General features: G+C 48.3%; 15 protein-coding genes. 8 read left to right on the forward strand and 7 right to left on the reverse strand.

Annotated elements, in window-relative coordinates; genetic code table 11:
- The first annotated feature begins 20 nt into the window (after window positions 1-20).
- Both thiM and thiD read left to right on the forward strand, forming a co-directional pair.
- Window positions 21-833: a hydroxyethylthiazole kinase gene (gene thiM, locus ACZ45G_RS26890; RefSeq protein ID WP_464173660.1), complete on the forward strand. Its 813-nt coding sequence runs from the start codon at window positions 21-23 to the stop codon at window positions 831-833.
- 68 nt (window positions 834-901) lie between these two features.
- Window positions 902-1,717, forward strand: a complete 816-nt coding sequence (gene thiD / locus ACZ45G_RS26895) for a bifunctional hydroxymethylpyrimidine kinase/phosphomethylpyrimidine kinase (RefSeq protein WP_464173661.1) — start codon at window positions 902-904, stop codon at window positions 1,715-1,717.
- Between the two features lie 26 nt (window positions 1,718-1,743).
- Here thiD and ACZ45G_RS26900 read toward each other — a convergent pair whose 3' ends face one another.
- Window positions 1,744-2,139 (reverse strand): hypothetical protein, encoded by a 396-nt coding sequence (locus ACZ45G_RS26900; RefSeq protein WP_464173662.1) that lies wholly within the window; start codon window positions 2,137-2,139, stop codon window positions 1,744-1,746.
- Window positions 2,140-2,291: 152 nt separating this feature from the next.
- Between ACZ45G_RS26900 and ACZ45G_RS26905 the strand changes: the two genes are divergently transcribed.
- Window positions 2,292-2,990 (forward strand): response regulator, encoded by a 699-nt coding sequence (locus ACZ45G_RS26905; RefSeq protein ID WP_464173663.1) that lies wholly within the window; start codon window positions 2,292-2,294, stop codon window positions 2,988-2,990.
- Window positions 2,987-4,378: a HAMP domain-containing sensor histidine kinase gene (locus tag ACZ45G_RS26910; protein ID WP_464173664.1), complete on the forward strand. Its 1,392-nt coding sequence runs from the start codon at window positions 2,987-2,989 to the stop codon at window positions 4,376-4,378. Before ACZ45G_RS26905 ends, ACZ45G_RS26910 begins: the two co-directional genes overlap by 4 nt.
- Window positions 4,379-4,564: 186 nt before the next feature.
- Here ACZ45G_RS26910 and asd read toward each other — a convergent pair whose 3' ends face one another.
- Window positions 4,565-5,671 (reverse strand): aspartate-semialdehyde dehydrogenase, encoded by a 1,107-nt coding sequence (asd, locus tag ACZ45G_RS26915; RefSeq protein WP_464173665.1) that lies wholly within the window; start codon window positions 5,669-5,671, stop codon window positions 4,565-4,567.
- Between the two features lie 223 nt (window positions 5,672-5,894).
- Here asd and ACZ45G_RS26920 point away from each other — a divergent pair, with 223 nt between their 5' ends.
- The 3 genes from ACZ45G_RS26920 to ACZ45G_RS26930 are packed head-to-tail and all read left to right on the forward strand — an operon-like array spanning window position 5,895 to window position 9,131.
- Entirely contained in the window at window positions 5,895-6,788 is an 894-nt protein-coding gene (locus tag ACZ45G_RS26920) for a MaoC/PaaZ C-terminal domain-containing protein (RefSeq protein WP_464173666.1), read from the forward strand.
- Entirely contained in the window at window positions 6,785-8,491 is a 1,707-nt protein-coding gene (locus tag ACZ45G_RS26925) for a class I adenylate-forming enzyme family protein (RefSeq protein ID WP_464173667.1), read from the forward strand. Before ACZ45G_RS26920 ends, ACZ45G_RS26925 begins: the two co-directional genes overlap by 4 nt.
- Window positions 8,472-9,131 carry a TetR/AcrR family transcriptional regulator gene (locus ACZ45G_RS26930; RefSeq protein WP_464173668.1) on the forward strand — a complete coding sequence of 220 codons (660 nt, stop codon included), beginning with the start codon at window positions 8,472-8,474 and terminating at the stop codon, window positions 9,129-9,131. The genes ACZ45G_RS26925 and ACZ45G_RS26930 overlap by 20 nt, the downstream gene beginning before the upstream one ends.
- Here ACZ45G_RS26930 and ACZ45G_RS26935 read toward each other — a convergent pair.
- Complete coding sequence (locus tag ACZ45G_RS26935) at window positions 9,100-9,582, reverse strand: Lrp/AsnC family transcriptional regulator (RefSeq protein WP_464173669.1); 483 nt, start codon at window positions 9,580-9,582, stop codon at window positions 9,100-9,102. The genes ACZ45G_RS26930 and ACZ45G_RS26935 overlap by 32 nt on opposite strands.
- A 170-nt stretch (window positions 9,583-9,752) precedes the next feature.
- Between ACZ45G_RS26935 and ACZ45G_RS26940 the strand changes: the two genes are divergently transcribed.
- Complete coding sequence (locus tag ACZ45G_RS26940; RefSeq protein ID WP_464173670.1) at window positions 9,753-10,343, forward strand: LysE family translocator; 591 nt, start codon at window positions 9,753-9,755, stop codon at window positions 10,341-10,343.
- A gap of 8 nt (window positions 10,344-10,351) precedes the next feature.
- Here ACZ45G_RS26940 and ACZ45G_RS26945 read toward each other — a convergent pair whose 3' ends face one another.
- The 4 genes from ACZ45G_RS26945 to ACZ45G_RS26960 all read right to left on the reverse strand — a co-directional run bounded on the left by ACZ45G_RS26945 (window position 10,352) and on the right by ACZ45G_RS26960 (window position 15,775).
- Entirely contained in the window at window positions 10,352-10,969 is a 618-nt protein-coding gene (locus ACZ45G_RS26945) for a 5' nucleotidase, NT5C type (RefSeq protein ID WP_464173671.1), read from the reverse strand.
- A gap of 624 nt (window positions 10,970-11,593) precedes the next feature.
- The gene (locus ACZ45G_RS26950) at window positions 11,594-13,231 is read right to left on the reverse strand and encodes a phytoene desaturase family protein (protein ID WP_464173672.1); all 1,638 of its coding nucleotides are present in this window, start codon (window positions 13,229-13,231) and stop codon (window positions 11,594-11,596) included.
- Window positions 13,232-13,732: 501 nt separating this feature from the next.
- Window positions 13,733-14,104 (reverse strand): hypothetical protein, encoded by a 372-nt coding sequence (locus tag ACZ45G_RS26955; protein ID WP_464173673.1) that lies wholly within the window; start codon window positions 14,102-14,104, stop codon window positions 13,733-13,735.
- A 93-nt stretch (window positions 14,105-14,197) separates the two neighbouring features.
- Window positions 14,198-15,775 (reverse strand): glycerol-3-phosphate dehydrogenase/oxidase, encoded by a 1,578-nt coding sequence (locus ACZ45G_RS26960; protein WP_464173674.1) that lies wholly within the window; start codon window positions 15,773-15,775, stop codon window positions 14,198-14,200.
- Window positions 15,776-15,788: the final 13 nt, after the last annotated feature.

Genomic DNA, 15,788 nt, shown 5'->3' on the forward strand with positions numbered 1-15,788 from the left:
AACCCATAAGGAGAAGCCCAATGACTATCACCCCAACCGGTATATGGAAAGATCTGGAGCAGATCCGGGAAAAAAGCCCCCTGGTCCATAATATCACCAACTATGTGGCAATGAACAATACCGCCAATGCCCTGCTGGCCCTGGGCGCCTCCCCTGTCATGGCCCATGCCGAAGCGGAAGTTTGCGACATGGTAAATATTGCCAATGCCCTGGTCATCAACATCGGCACCCTGAGCGATCCCTGGATCCGGGCCATGGCAACGGCAGGAGCCCGGGCAAAGGAACGCAACATCCCCATTATCCTGGATCCGGTTGGCGCGGGCGCCACCGAATACAGGACCCGCACGGCAAGGGAACTTCTCCAGACGGCATCCCCGTCCATCATCCGGGGGAACGGATCTGAAATCATGGCCCTGTGCGAACCAAACCTGGACAAAGTAGGAGTGGCCACCAAGGGTGTTGACTCCAGCTCTGCCTCGGATCTGGCCATTGAATCTGCCAGGGCATTGAACAAAGAATTTGGTGCCGTGGTCTGCATCACCGGAAAAACCGACTATATTGTCTCCAAAGGAAAAATGACCCGTGTAAAAAACGGAGATGCCATGATGACAAGGGTAACCGGCTTAGGATGCACTGCCTCTGCCCTTTGCGGCGCCTTTGCCGCCGTGAATCCCGACTATCACCTGGCAGCTGCCCATACAATGGCCGTCATGGGTATTACAGGGCAGATAGCCGCCGAAGATGCACATGGGCCTGCCAGCCTCCAGCTCAATTTCATTGACACCCTGTACCAATTGTCTGAAACCCATATTCAAGATTATTTGCGGCTTTAGGGGGGAGGGATGAGGATGAAAGACGTTTACCCGGCCACAAACCACCAGGCCTTCACAGGAGATCCATCATGAAAACCTATTTCAGAGCACTCACCATAGCGGGCTCGGACAGCAGCGGCGGTGCCGGCATCCAGGCAGATCTAAAAACTTTTTCAGCCCTGGGCTGCTTTGGCATGTCCGCCATCACCGCCCTTACCGCACAGAATACCCGGGTGGTGACCGGTATTTTCCCAGCACCACCGGAATTTATCGGCCAACAGATCGATGCTGTCATGGAGGACATTGGGGTGGATGCTGTAAAGATCGGTATGCTCCATTCTCCGGCGGTCATCGAAATCGTGGCCCAAAAACTGACCGATTGGAAATGCCCCAATATTGTGGTGGACCCGGTGATGATTTCAAAAAGCGGGGACAAACTTCTCCAGGACGATGCAGTCCAGGCTCTCAAAGAGTGTCTTCTTCCCCTGGCCACCCTTATCACCCCCAACCTTCCCGAGGCTTCTGTGTTATTGGGCCGGCCCGTTGAGAAGAAGGAAGACATGGACAGAGCGGCCCGGGACCTTGCCGATTTTGGATCTGCCAATGTTCTTGTGAAGGGAGGGCATCTCATGGGTGACGACAGCTGCGACCTCCTGTATCAAAACAAAAACAAGACCATGACAGAATTTTTTGGAAAGCGGATCCATACTCCCAACACCCACGGCACAGGCTGCACCCTGTCCTCAGCCATTGCAGCAAATCTGGCCAGGGGGATTGAGCTGGAAATGGCTGTAAAAAATGCCAAAGCCTATATTATCGGTGCGCTTTCAGCGGGGGCAGCGTATCAGACCGGACGAGGCCATGGCCCGGTCCACCATTTTTACGATCTCTGGCCGCAGCAATAGGAGGGGGCCGAGCCCAACAAATAATTTTATTTTATTGCCAGGCCCTGATCTTCAAGCCAGGCCAGGGCTGATGATTCGTCTTTAAAGGTCTGGATGGGAAAGACATCTTGTCCCTGGGAAGGTTTATTGACAATATATTCTTTGAGGATGGAGTTGATGATCTGGGCCCTGGCAATCTGCCCCTGGGCCATGGCCCAGTGGAGAATTTTTTCAAAATATTGAATGGCTTTGGGTGTGCCCCCTTCAAATTTTCGAAAGTCTGCCAGCACCCCGAATTGTTTTATTTTTTTTTCAAGAACCAGGGATTTATAAGCCGCAAAAAAATCCCTGGCACACTCTTCATTCCAATTTTGATAAAAGCGAAGGATAAAAATCTCACCCCGTACTTCAAACTCATATTTCCCGTGCACGTCAAATTTCATAAATCCGTCTCAACATCCAATAAGATAAACACTGCATAAATCATTGATATTCAAACCCCTGGAAAAAGTCAAGCAAGACAATGGACATTTCTTGCACAGGGCCTAAAGGGGTGTTATTGTACCCCAAAAATAATAAAGAGAGAAACAAGACCATGACCCGTAAAATTTTGATCATTGATGATGATATCAAGTTAATTCACCTGCTGAAAGAATATCTGGAAGAAAATAACTTTAGGGTATCCCATGCACTTGAAGGCGATCATGCCGTGGATGAGATAAAAGCAAACGCCCCGGATCTGATCATTCTGGATATCATGCTGCCGGGCAAAGACGGCCTTGAAGTATTAAAAGATATCCGCAAGGCTCACTCTCTTCCTGTGATCATGCTGACAGCCAAAGGGGATGACACAGACAAGATCATCGGCCTGGAACTGGGAGCAGACGACTACCTGCCCAAGCCCTTTAACCCCAGGGAACTTCTGGCCAGGATCAAGGCAATTCTCCGACGCCAGGATCTTTTGACAACACAGGATTCCTGCGAAGATCTTCTCATCCGGTGCCATAACATGATCTTAAACCGAGCGGCTCACACCATTGAAGTCGACAAAAAAGTGGTTGACCTGTCCACCACAGAATTCAATATCCTGGAAGTATTGATGAAAAGCCCCAATACCGTCCTCAGCCGGGACCAGATCATGAATCTTGCCCAGGGAAGGGATTTCATGGTCTTTGACAGGAGCATCGATATTCATATCAGCAGGCTGCGGGCAAAAATTGAAACAGCCCCCGGATCCCCCAAAAGGATCAAAACCATCTGGGGAACCGGTTATATGTTTGTGGACATTCCATGAAAATCAAGCGCCTGTATCTAAAAATCCTTCTCTCCTTTTTGATGGTCCTTTTTGTTACCCTGACCCTGATCCTTATCCTGTTTATTACCCTGGGGGGGAGATCCTTTCGGGATTATCTTGATCGAAAAGCCTTTCCCAAGCTTGAGATTTTCCAGGAAATGGTCCAGGAAAAAATCGACGATCATCCCTTGCTGCCCGTTGCCCGGAACCTGGATTTGAAAAAACAGCTGGACACCTTTTCCTCTCTTTTTGATTTAAAAATCTGGATCAGTGATCCTGAAAAAGGAATCCAGATAAAAACATTTAAAGACCCTGTCAATATTGCCCAAAAAGGATTTCAACGCCAGATCCATCATCAAAACGGCATTACCCTCTATCATTTTATTCGGAAGCGGAACCAATATTATGCCATTCTCCCCATAAAGGAGGGGAACAACGAGTTGCGACTGCATCTTTATTATGATACCCGGAATCCAAATCAGCCGGAAGGCATTTTCTTTGTCGGCATATTGATCATCGGCGGGTTGGTGGCCCTTTTAATCATTCCCCTTGCCAGGCGGATCACACGAAGGGTCAATCAGCTGAATCGATCCGCCCTTGAATTTGCCAATGGCAACCTGTCCTACAGGACAGATATCAAAGGCAATGACGAGATTGCCAAGCTGGGCCATTCCTTTAATTTCATGGCAGACAAAATGGAAAAAATGATCCAGGGAAGCAAGGAATTGTCCGCCAATGTATCCCATGAACTTCGCAGCCCCCTTACCAGAATCCAGGTATCCAGGGAACTGATTTTTGACAAAATAGACAAATTGGACAAAGAAATGGCCAAACAAGACATACACCGGTATCTCCAAAACATGGAATCTGACATTCAGAGTCTGGACACCCTGATTGACCAGGTACTCAAGCTGTCTAAAATTGATTACCAGGAATCCGACCTCGCCCTGGAAAGCTTTAATTTTAAAGAGTTCCTGGACAAAGTGCTGAACCAATACCATTCCTTGCTCCTGCAAAAAAACATTGGAATAGCCCATAAATTTCCTGACACAATGCGGGCAAACCAGGACAAGTCCGTTCTCAAATCCATTCTCTCCAACCTGTTGGACAATGCCGTAAAATACACTCCTGAAAACGGAACCATCTTAATCGAACCCCTTCCTGGGTATAGGCGGGGCGTGGGTTTCACAGTGGCCAATACCTGCCCCCCCCTGGACGACAAAGAGCTTAAAATGATATTCAAACCCTTTTACAGGACCCGGGGAAATACAGCCCCCGGCTCGGGCCTTGGACTGACCATTACAAAGAAACAGGTAACAAGGTGCAAGGGGAATATAATAGCCCGGAATACCAAGAGAGGCCTGACCTTTGAGATCCGCCTGCCCTGAACGATAATAGTTGATTTATAAAATCTGACCTATAAAATTTCCAGCCGTTCCAAATACTCTGGTTGGGGGATACCCTTTTGGTCAAATTTTCGTTTGGACAGACAGATATCCGTGGCGGCATTCCACACCCCCTGGTACAAGGAAACATCAATGAGTTGGATATCAATCCGGTACTCTTAAGTCGTGTTAAAGAATGATGTTTAGAACCCGGCGTAAAGGCTCTGCCGCTCCCCACAGGAGCTGGTCCCCCACAGAAAATGCGGTTAAAAAATCATCCCCCAGGTTCATCTTCCGGATCCGGCCCACGGGCACGGTGAGGGTGCCGGTGACAGCAGCCGGCGTCAGTTGATGGATGGTCTCTTCCTTAAGGTTGGGGATTACCTTTACCCAGTCATTATTGTCTGCCAGCATGGCATTGATCTCATCTAAAGGCAGATTCTTTTTCAACTTAATGGTAAAGGCCTGGCTGTGGCAGCGCATGGAGCTGATGCGTACGCATTGTCCGTCAATGGGCACAGGATTGTCGGACCGGCCCAAAATTTTGTTGGTCTCCACCAACCCCTTCCATTCTTCCCGGGTCTGGCCGTTGTCCATGGCCCGGTCAATCCAGGGAATAAGGCTGGCCCCCAGGGGCACAGCCCAATTGTCCACGGGAAATCCCTTGGATCGGATGGTGTCGGTAACATTTCTGTCCAAATCCAGGATGGCCGAGGCAGGATTGTCCAGGATACCGGCGGCTTTGTCCCCGATATATCGCATCTGGGCGACCAGTTCTTCCATATTTTTGGCACCGGCCCCAGAAGCGGCCTGGTAGGTCATGGAGGTAAGCCACTCCACTGCATCGTTTTCAAACAGGCCTCCCAGGGCCATGAGCATGAGGGAAACCGTACAATTTCCCCCGATATAATTTTTAATCCCCCGGGCAAGGCCTTCTTCTATCAGGCCATTGTTGACCGGATCCAGGGCAATAATGCTCTGTTTATCCATGCGCAGGGTGGAGGCCGCATCAATCCAGTATCCCTTCCAATCGTTCTCTTCAAGTTTGGGACGCACCGTCTTGGTATAGGAGCCGCCCTGGCAGGAGAGAATAATATCCATCTCCATGAGGGCATCCACATTGTGGGCATCAATCAGGGCTGGGGCATCCACCCCCACAGAGGGTGCTCGCTGGCCTGCCTGGGAGGTGGTAAAGAAAATCGGAGTAAATTTTTTAAAATCATCTTCCGCCATCATTCTTTCCATAAGAACAGACCCCACCATTCCCCTCCAGCCGACCAATCCAACTTTTTTCATCTTTCTATCCTCCCAAAACGATTGAACAATTTTCCATAAAAATTTTATTTATATCTGCTTTTTTTAAAAGATACCAGTTTTAACAAAAAAAACCAGGACATTTCTTATCTATTACTGACACAATTAAAACATCGTTTTCTTTTTGACATATAATTAAAACTATGATTTAGCTATCAGTACAAACATTTTTTTTAAGCTTACTTCAGCAGTGGAGACATGAACAATGAAACTGGACAGCAAGCTTGCCGGAACTCGACTGGCTCCCCACAATGCCAAAATCACCTGGCAGGAGACCACCAATTTTGCTGCAGCAATCCAGGATGACAATCCCCTTTATTTCGATGACACAAAAAAAAGCGGACTTGTTGCCCCTCCCACCTTTCCCGTGGCCGTGACCTGGCCCATTCTGAGCAACCTGGGCCGGTATATTGATTCAAGGGAGTTCCCAAAAGAGGTTCTGTTTACCCAGGTCCACTACACCGAACACCTCATCCTCCACCGATTGGTCCGGCCCGGGGATTCCCTGGACTTGACCGGTCAGATTGCAGCCCTCCTGCCCCACCGGGCAGGAACCCACGCCGTGATTGAACTCACCGCCACAGACAAGGAGAAAAACCCGGTTTTTACCGAATATATCGGGGCCATGCTCCGGGGGGTTGAATGCCTGGGGGAAACGGGCAGACAACAACTGCCCACCCTGCCGAAATTTGACCCACCCGATCCTCCTGGCGCCCCGGTATGGAATTGTAAACGCAAAATTGAGCGATGGCTCCCCTATGTCTATGACGGATGCACCCACATTGAATTTCCCATTCATACCTCCCCTAAATTTGCCCGAGAAGTGGGGCTGCCCGGAATTATCCTCCAAGGAACCGCCACCCTGGCCCTGGCAGTCCAAGCGCTCGTCAACCGGGAAGCAGGCGGCGATCCCGATCGGATTTCTCAGATTGCCTGCAATTTTACCGGCATGGTAAAACCGGGAACAAGCATTGAAATCAATTGCCTTGGATACAAGGAACATTTCCATCACAGGGATATCTTTTTTAACGTACTCAACGCAGACAATAAACAAGCCCTTCGATCCGGATACCTTAAAATAAAAAAGGAGCCAGCATGACCCCACGACTTGCAACAGTAAACGATTATATTGAAAAATGGGCCAAAGAAAGGCCGGACCATGTGGCCATGATCCAGCACGAGGACAACCGAAGTTTTACCTACAAAAAATTTTACTCCCTGATTGACTTTTTTGCCCTGAAACTGCTGGACATGGGCATCCAAAAGGGGGACCGGGTGGCCACCCAGCTGGTTCTGGTGCCGGAACATCTCATGCTCATGTATGCCTGTTTTAAAATTGGCGCCATCTTCGCGCCTCTGGATCTAAGATTAACAGAGACCGAAGTGGTCCGGGACATCGACAAAATCGAGCCAAAGGCCTTTTTCTTTTTGGGCAATACACCGGTAAAAGATTTCAGAAAAGTGGGAACGGCAGTTCAAAAGGGATGCTCTTGTGTTGAACACCTGGTCCAGTTCACACCGGATCCCAAGGCCGGCGATATTATTGACAAGGCTATGAGCATCACCGCCCTCATGGACAAAAAACGATTGCTCTGGCTCAAGGTTGCCGATTTTTTCACAGGCGGTCTGAAAAAAGCCTATGCCCAAGTGGAAACAAGAACACCGGCCCTGATCATATACACCACGGGTACCACGGGCGAACCCAAACCCGCCGTTCTCTGCCATGAAAATATCATTGTCCAGAACCAGATACTGGCAAAGGGGTTTGGCTCTGATGTTGCCAATGACACCTTTACCTGCCTGGTCAATTTGCCCCCCAGCCATGTGGGATGCGTCACTGAAACCTTTATGACCACCATGTACCTGGGCGGCAAGGCGGTTCTGCTGCGGATATTTGACGCCAAAACCAGCCTTGAGGCCGTGGAGCGCCACAAGGTGACCGTCATGGGGCAAATCCCCACCATGTTCCGGATGCTCTGGAACCTACCGGAATACAATTCCTTTGACCTGTCCAGCCTTGAATTTGTGGCCTATGCCGGTGCTGCCGTGGACGTAAAATTCCTTGAACGACTGGCCACCATGGCTCCCAAATTCGGCACCGGCCTCGGCATGACGGAGAATGCCGGGTTTGCCACATTTACCCCACCGGGCATTTCCATGGAAGAGATGGCCGGACAGGTGGGCCAAGCCTTTGATGACCTTGCCCGTGTCACGGTTCGAGCCCCCATGCGAGAAGACGGATCCGCAGGCGAAGAACTGCCGGACAACGAAGCCGGTGAAATCTGCTACCACCCGCCGGTTGTTTTTCTGGGTTATTTTAATCAGCCCGAAGAAACAAGAAAAGCTGTCTCCACCGAAGGAATTCTCTACACCGGGGATCTGGGATATTTCCGACAGATGGACGGGTATCGGGCATTGTATTTATCCGGCCGGAAAAAATTCATGGTCAAACAAAAAGGCTATAATGTCTTTCCCGGAGAGGTGGAAGACCATATTGCCGCCATGGACGGGGTGGATCTGGTGGATGTGGTGGGCATGAAACATTATCTGTTTGACGAAGCCATCTTTGCCTTTGTCCGGCCCAAACCCGGGCATGCCCTGACCATGGAGGCTGTCCTGGCCCATTGCAAGTCCATTGCCGCCTATAAGCGCCCCTTGCATGTGGAAATCTGGCCTATTGGCGAAGAATTTCCCTTGACCCGGAGTACCAAGGTGGATAAAATCCGCCTCATGGAAAAAGCTGCTGCCATCATAGAAAACTTAAGACAACAGGGGAAATGGGATGGCGGCCAGACCGAATAATACTCCAGGCCATCCCCAAATGCCAGTGACGGTGATGCCGAAACCGGTGATGCCGGAAAAACTCAAGGACCGACTCTACCCCGTGGTGCTCGACCTTTTTTCAAGCCACGATTTCCACGGGGTCAATATCCGGGAAATAAGCCTGAAAAGCGGCATCAGCTCTGGCACCCTCTACAAATATTTCAGGTCCAAGGAGCAGTTAATCTTTGCCATCCTGGATGAAAAAATCTCCCGGATCGGCCAGACCATGGAACGCCACATTGCCGGCATGGACAGTATCAAAGAAATTTTCAGAAAAGTATTCTGGGTCACCTTTGATTTTTACGATAAGAATCCCGGGCTGGCGGTAACCGCTTTTATAACGGTCCCCATGCGCACCTGGATGAAGGACAAAAGCTATCGCCGAAAAGATGACCTGATCCTGCTCAAAGAACATATTAAAAGGGCTGTTGAACAGGGAAAAATTGATTCAAATCTCTCATTTTCCCAGATCATGGATGCCTATTACATGGTCTGTCACCGGTACATCCATAATTGGTATTATCAAGGCATGACCTGGAAGCTGACGGCAAACTTTGATGATTTTTTTATCCTGTTCTGGAAAATGGTTATCCCGGCACCCGATCCCCGGGGAAAATAACCGGTAGGGGACTTTTTTCATTTAAGGAAGACAACACAATGGTGGTTTTGGTAAGGCCAAAGGGGCTGAACCTTGCCACAAGGGTTTCCAGATCGGCCACAGATGCCACCATGACCTTGAGAATAAAGGCACTTTCCCCACTGATGTGATGGCACTCCAACACCTGGATCAATTGCCTTGCCCGCGCCTTCACCCGATCGTAACAAGCAGCCTGGGTATCCAGCTGGATAAAGGCAATCACCTTTTCCCCCAGCAAATCCCCATTGACGGCAGCGTGGTACCCTGTGATAATTCCGGCCGCTTCCAGCTTTCTCACCCGTTCTGTCACCGCCGGCGTGGAAAGGCCCACCACCCGGCCCAATTCGCTAAAGGAAATCCGTGCATTTTTCACAAGCTCCCGGACAATTGCGCGACCGATTTTGTCCAGCGACTTTTCAAGTTTAAAGTCCATTGGAAATTTTCCTTTATTTTTAAACTTTTTGCCCTTAAAAAACAGGATTTCCCCATGTACTTTCCCCCCTCGGATCAGATAAAATAGGGCTCCTATAAACAACACAATTGCAGCACAAGGAACTATACATAGAATTTGAATTTTTAATCAACTTTTTTATCAAAGGAATTGTGATCGGCTTCTCCATTGCAGCCCCGGTTGGGCCCATTGGCATCTTGACCATCAAAAGAAGCCTTGATCACGGCCCCGGGGCAGGATTTATCACAGGTCTGGGCGCCGCCACGGCCGATGCGGTTTACGGCTGTGTGGCAGGCTTTGGCATAGTTGTTATTTCCAATCTACTCCTGGGATTTCAAACCTGGCTCCTCCTTGCAGGCGGCCTGTTTTTATGCGGCTTAGGCATTTCAACACTGAAACAAAAATCCCCTGAACAAGCGAAGGACACTCCCAAGTTCAAGGGATATATACCCTCTTATTTATCCGCTTTTTTTCTAACCCTGACCAATCCCATGACCATCATGGCCTTTATGGCCATTTTCGCAGAACTGGGCCTTAGTGCTGCCCCAAATGGGCATGCGGGTGCACTCTCCCTGGTGATAGGTGTTTTCCTGGGGTCATGCCTCTGGTGGATGATACTGACCTTGGGAGTGGGGCAACTGAAACAACGACTGAATGCAAGGGCCCTTGAAGGGACAAATCGAGCTGCGGGGTTGGTTCTTCTGGGCTTTGGAGCCTGGGCCCTGATCCGCCTGGTACCTTAAAAACAGATTCAAACAGGGGTCTGCCCAACCCTGGGGAGCTGTTCTCCGATTTCCTGCCAGGAGGCACACCGCACCACCCGTTCATGGTTGATGGGTTGAGCGTTCCAGGGCCGGTCATACAATGCAACGGGTACCCCCATGGTATTGGCTATAAAAAGGGCCATTTCCCAGGAATCTTCAACGGCCAAATCATAGGTTCGCCGGCACAGTTCTTCCTTTGATATGGCAATGGCAGGATCATTTCCCGGCCTATTGTACTTGTCCACCATGGTAAAAGAATCAAAGGGGACCCCTTGTTTTTCAAGCCATTCCAGAGAGACCTCCAGGGCGGAAGTGGGACGGCCGGTGACAATTTCAATGCAATGGCCAGCATGGGCCCATTTTAAAAGGACCGCAACAGATCCCTCCACCGGTTCAAACCCGAGAAGATGGTCGGGCTGGTGAATCAAATCAAAAAAATAATGGAACTCATTCTCGGTCAGACCAAAGGATACCCTCAGATCAAAGGTAACAATCTGTTCAAACAAAACCTGTTTCCCGAATTCCCGTTCAACAATACCCGCATAGGTATCTGTGGTTTTTGATACCACATCATCTATATCAATATAGATATGTTTTTTCAGCATGTTACAATCCACATAATTTAAAAGTACCGTCAAAGTTTCTTAGCTGCCCAATTCTACCGACAGAGAGAATATTGAACTTTACCAGGCATCGGCCATAATCACAAATCAAATATCCGGACCTCATCTTTACCGGGTACCGATCGTAACCAGGATGGAATTAAAACTTAAAGAGATTCCAAAATCTTGAAAATCAACCCCATATAAAGGGTGGACGAGTGCACAGATTCAGCTGAATCGACACGGATCAGGCAGGAGAATCAGGAAATTCACATCCGGATACTGCGCCCAGTCAATGTCCGCCACAGGCATAACTGTGGGCCAGACGTAGAATACCAGCAACCCCGCAAGGCAGGTGCCAGCCATGGATAGGGCATAGCCAGATAACTCCCGTCGCGTCTCCAGCAAGGCCGGGGGAAGGGAAACATAGATCCACAAAGAGAGGTATAGTGGGTTGAAAACCGATAAGCCGATCCAGGAACGTTAAAGGCATCATGCTTGTCGGGTATGCCGGCTGTTTCAGCAAATAGAAGTACGCAATGAAAAATAGACTAATAAAAAGCGTCATTGTTGCTGAGAAAATTATAAAAAGCCTAAAATTCAGGGTCGGTTCATAAGTGCACCTTTTTACCGTATTTTTTCCTTAAGCCATTCAGGCCATCTGCTTTGATCCTCAGACGGATAGGTTCTTAATTGCTGGCCTTCGGGATTAAGCAGCTCAGGCAACTTGCAATCCATGATAGACGCTGCTGCGTATAATCCTGATAGGGCTGCTCCTGTAACCCCATGGGATACAGTACTTGCGCCCGCTAATCTTAACCCCTCAATTTCGGTTCTGACCCGATATGCAAGGGGACCAATTTGTGTGTAATTTTTTTCTGTACCATATACAGATCCATCTGTACAATTTATGTAATGGGCGTTAGTAAGGGGCGTTCCCAGCTCACAAAATAGAATATGCTTGGTAATACCCGGAATGATTTTCTCCAGGGTTGTTAAAAACATTTTAATAATTTTTTGTTTTAGAGCTTCATATTCTTTTGTTCTGGCGCCATATTCACTACCTTCAAACTTTCTGAAAACCTCATATCCGATATACGTAATAACCTCTAGAGTATGGCCCTTACCGTTATAAAGAGTTGGATCCTTTTGAGTCGGAGCTGAAATAAACAGCGACTCAAAAGAGTCTTTTTTATAGAGTCCGGGATCATGAGCCTTGATAAATACTTTGTCAAAATCAGGTTCTTTTGAATACCAAATATTTCCGGAATCCAGGCCAGCCGCCTTTATATCCATATCAACCGCTAAAAATAAAATAAGAGAGGTTAACGAGTAACGGGTTTTGTTTAACCGTTTTTTAAGCTTCCTGCTCAGGTTTTCTTCTCCCACCATGCCATAAAAAGTCTTGTGCGGATCTGCATTTGATATGACATGCCTTGCCCTGAGCTCTTGACCATCTGAAAGCTTAACACCCAGAACATGACGTCTTCTGCCGTTTGATTCAGTTATTATTTTATCAACGTTTGCTGTCATCCTTACTTCGTTTCCAGTGCGCCGAATGGCTTTAACAAGGGCTTCGGCAATTGCCCCTCCCCCTCCATGGGGATAATAGCCGCCATGCTCATAGTGCCGGACCACTGAAGCATGAAGTAGCATCATTGTTTTAGATGGGGGTAGGCCCTGATCACCACACTGCGCAGAGAGAATCCCACGGACAACAGGATCTGCTATCCAGCCCTCAAGAATCCGTTTTAAACTGTAGAGACCATAGCGACCGATATGTCTGGTCCGATATGGCATCAGTATGACATCTTTAATGGTGTTGATTTCAAATATCAAGGGAAACTGGTGGACAAGATTTTGCAGAAGCTCCATATACTTCCCGATGCCCTTTTGTTCCTTGGGAAATCTTTCCAAAAGACGCTGTGTCATTGAGGGAAGATGGGCATGGTAGTCAAATTTTACCCCGCCAATATGGCAATGCTCATAGTGCTCAGGATTTTGTTCAAAAAAAATAAGGTCGTTGGCCGTGCCAAGACCTTCATAAATACCCCTGGCTTCACCGCCTGGACCCAACCGGCCCATATAGTGGACACCAGGGTTGAAAGTAAAGCCCCCCCTGGTAAAATTATGGCACCAACCGCCCAAGACATAGTGCTGCTCGAGAACGATAACCTTTTGCCCGGCCCGTGCCAAAGCAAGTGCTGAGGTCAAACCGCCTGAGCCAGAACCAATAACAATTGTATCTGCATCAAAATCTGTCATTTAATACTCCAGTAGCAGCAATTCCCGCCGCCATTTTATATAGAATATAGTAATCGTCTTGTTCGTCAAAATTAATCATTTTAACGAACAGTTTTGCTCTGATATAGCTTTTTTTATCTATAAAATGTAAGAGGAACTATCAATTATCGTTTTATAAAACCTTATTAAAGAATAAAGCATAAACGGATCCCTTGATCTTAAGGCTGGATACATTTTTATTGATCGATCCCCTTGTTCGAAATTTTTATTAAAATAAATCAAACGACTATGTGTGCTTTTATGCAGAATCATCAAGGATGATAGGTTTGTTGACCTTGAATCCCCAAAGCAATGCTTTGTAAATTATTTCCATAGATTCACAATCAAAAATAGATCTAATTCTATGCCAAAATGTTTTTTTATATTTCAACTTAGCCAATACGGCTTGAAATAAAGGACAGCAAAGTTGTTGAGTTTGATCTACAAGAAAGGCTAACATCATGAGCATTGTAAAAACTTCAGCTAAATATTCTTTTCCAAGTCCAAAATTATGCTCAAAATGATACCCTTGATTTTTAAGCGTGTTGAATGTTTGATTATCATTTCAGGGCACAAGGGAATAACTTCTTTGAAATCTGGATGGACAATTGAAGCTCCCAGCATCTGGGTGTAATAAGTGATCTGCCCTGTTTTTTTATTTTTTTTCTCCATACAAAAAGGTGCCGTAAGCTTTTTAGAGGAAAAGATACCTGTACCATCTAAATTTAAAATATAGCATCCTTTATAAAAAACCATTGGTTCAAGAGCCTTTCCACGCTGCAGTTGACGAAAAATAGCTTTGAATACCGGAGCTATGTATTCTTTGGGGTTAATGGTATCGTTTATTTCTCTCATCCTTGAATCACAAGGAACATTGTTAATACCATAAAGACTCTGCAAGTTTTTAAATTCATCGCCAGCCTCTGTTTAATCCCCAAACACAAGATTTCAGCTTAAAATATACCCTTTGGCCAGGGTCTGGTAGTCTGTCACCTGGGATTGTATCCACCCAGGATCGCGTTTGAGTTCCCGGGCCATGATAGTTGCCACCTCGGTTGCCATGACCATGCTGATTCTGGCATCCAGCAGGAGCATCCTTATCCTTCTGGACAAAAAATCTTCCACGGTCCGGGCCATTTCATGGCGGACAGCCCAGACCACCTGGGCCCGGGTATATTCGTAATCCGGATGCAGCAGTTGGCCGAGATCCGGTTCGGCCTGGATCAGGGAGTTGATGGCGGTCCGGTCAGCGCCGTAAAAATAACCCGGGGAATCAAAACGGGTGTTTTTTACATACCCGTGGATGGGCATGGTTTCGGTAACACACTTTCTTTCCGGCAGCCCTCCCACCATCCAGGCTTTGTTGACAGTGTCTTCGGCCATCTTCCGGTAGGTGGTCCACTTGCCCCCGGTAATGGTAATCAGGCCGGACAGGGAAACCATGAGCCGGTGACTTCGAGAAATTTCCTTGGTACTTCGGCTTGAGCTGTCCTGCTGGGCCGCCAGGGGCCGAAGTCCCGCAAACACGCTGAGCACATCTTTTTTTTGGGGATCTTTTTTAAGATACTGGGCTGCGGTTGTCAGTATAAATTCGATTTCTTCTTCCAGGGCCCTGGGCTCAAGATGGATATCCGCTATTTCCAAAGGGGTGTCTGTTGTCCCGACCACCACCTTGCCATGCCAGGGAACGGCGAACAGGACCCTGCCGTCCGATGTTTTTGGAATCATAATGGCGGACTCTCCCTGGAGAAAGGACTTGTCCAGGACAAAGTGGATGCCCTGGCTCGGCCTTACCAGAGGCTCTGTCCCGGCATCATCCATGGAAAGAATAGTGTCAACAAAAACACCGGTGGCATTAATGACCACACGGGAGTGGACCCGGTGAGTTTCTCCGGATTCCGTGTCCGTCACTTCAACACCACAGACAAGATTTCCCCTGTCTTTGAGAAGTCCTGTGACCGGCATGTAATTGAGCACAATCGCCTCATTTTCCACAGCTGTCTGGGCGAGGTTGACGGCCAGCCGGCTGTCATCAAACTGACCGTCATAATAGATGATACCGCCGTTCAGTTGATGTTCATCCAGGTTGGGAATAGCCTTCAGGGTCTCTTCCCTGGAAATTTTCTCAGATGGCCCCAGCCCCAGCCGGCCGGCCATCATGTCATAGACCTTCATGCCGACATTGTAAAAGGGTCCCTCCCACCAGTCGTAATTCGGGATGATAAAGGCCTGGTTTTTCACAAGGTGGGGTGCGTTCTGGCGCAGCAATCCCCGCTCGCGCAATGCTTCGAGCACAAGTGAGATATCTCCCTGGGCAAGGTAGCGGACACCGCCGTGAACCAGCTTGGTGCTCCTGCTGGAAGTCCCTTTGGCAAAATCCGATTGTTCGAAAAGTACGGTTTTATATCCCCTGGATGCTGCATCAACGGCAATACCAAGGCCAGTTGCCCCGCCTCCGATGACAACAATATCCCATTGCTTATCCGGTTTTTGCTCGAGTCGTTTGAGAAGAAAATCTCGCTGCATGTTGCTGTCTCCC

Source organism: Desulfoconvexum algidum (assembly GCF_055382125.1).

What these genes read in the sequence shown, in the direction of transcription:
- thiM (WP_464173660.1), top strand. Translation starts at nt 21, where the DNA reads ATGACTATCACCCCAACCGGTATATGGAAAGATCTGGAGCAGATCCGG.
- thiD (WP_464173661.1), top strand. Translation starts at nt 902, where the DNA reads ATGAAAACCTATTTCAGAGCACTCACCATAGCGGGCTCGGACAGCAGC.
- ACZ45G_RS26900 (WP_464173662.1), bottom strand. Translation starts at nt 2,139, where the DNA reads ATGAAATTTGACGTGCACGGGAAATATGAGTTTGAAGTACGGGGTGAG.
- ACZ45G_RS26905 (WP_464173663.1), top strand. Translation starts at nt 2,292, where the DNA reads ATGACCCGTAAAATTTTGATCATTGATGATGATATCAAGTTAATTCAC.
- ACZ45G_RS26910 (WP_464173664.1), top strand. Translation starts at nt 2,987, where the DNA reads ATGAAAATCAAGCGCCTGTATCTAAAAATCCTTCTCTCCTTTTTGATG.
- asd (WP_464173665.1), bottom strand. Translation starts at nt 5,671, where the DNA reads ATGAAAAAAGTTGGATTGGTCGGCTGGAGGGGAATGGTGGGGTCTGTT.
- ACZ45G_RS26920 (WP_464173666.1), top strand. Translation starts at nt 5,895, where the DNA reads ATGAAACTGGACAGCAAGCTTGCCGGAACTCGACTGGCTCCCCACAAT.
- ACZ45G_RS26925 (WP_464173667.1), top strand. Translation starts at nt 6,785, where the DNA reads ATGACCCCACGACTTGCAACAGTAAACGATTATATTGAAAAATGGGCC.
- ACZ45G_RS26930 (WP_464173668.1), top strand. Translation starts at nt 8,472, where the DNA reads ATGGCGGCCAGACCGAATAATACTCCAGGCCATCCCCAAATGCCAGTG.
- ACZ45G_RS26935 (WP_464173669.1), bottom strand. Translation starts at nt 9,582, where the DNA reads ATGGACTTTAAACTTGAAAAGTCGCTGGACAAAATCGGTCGCGCAATT.
- ACZ45G_RS26945 (WP_464173671.1), bottom strand. Translation starts at nt 10,969, where the DNA reads ATGCTGAAAAAACATATCTATATTGATATAGATGATGTGGTATCAAAA.
- ACZ45G_RS26950 (WP_464173672.1), bottom strand. Translation starts at nt 13,231, where the DNA reads ATGACAGATTTTGATGCAGATACAATTGTTATTGGTTCTGGCTCAGGC.
- ACZ45G_RS26955 (WP_464173673.1), bottom strand. Translation starts at nt 14,104, where the DNA reads ATGAGAGAAATAAACGATACCATTAACCCCAAAGAATACATAGCTCCG.
- ACZ45G_RS26960 (WP_464173674.1), bottom strand. Translation starts at nt 15,775, where the DNA reads ATGCAGCGAGATTTTCTTCTCAAACGACTCGAGCAAAAACCGGATAAG.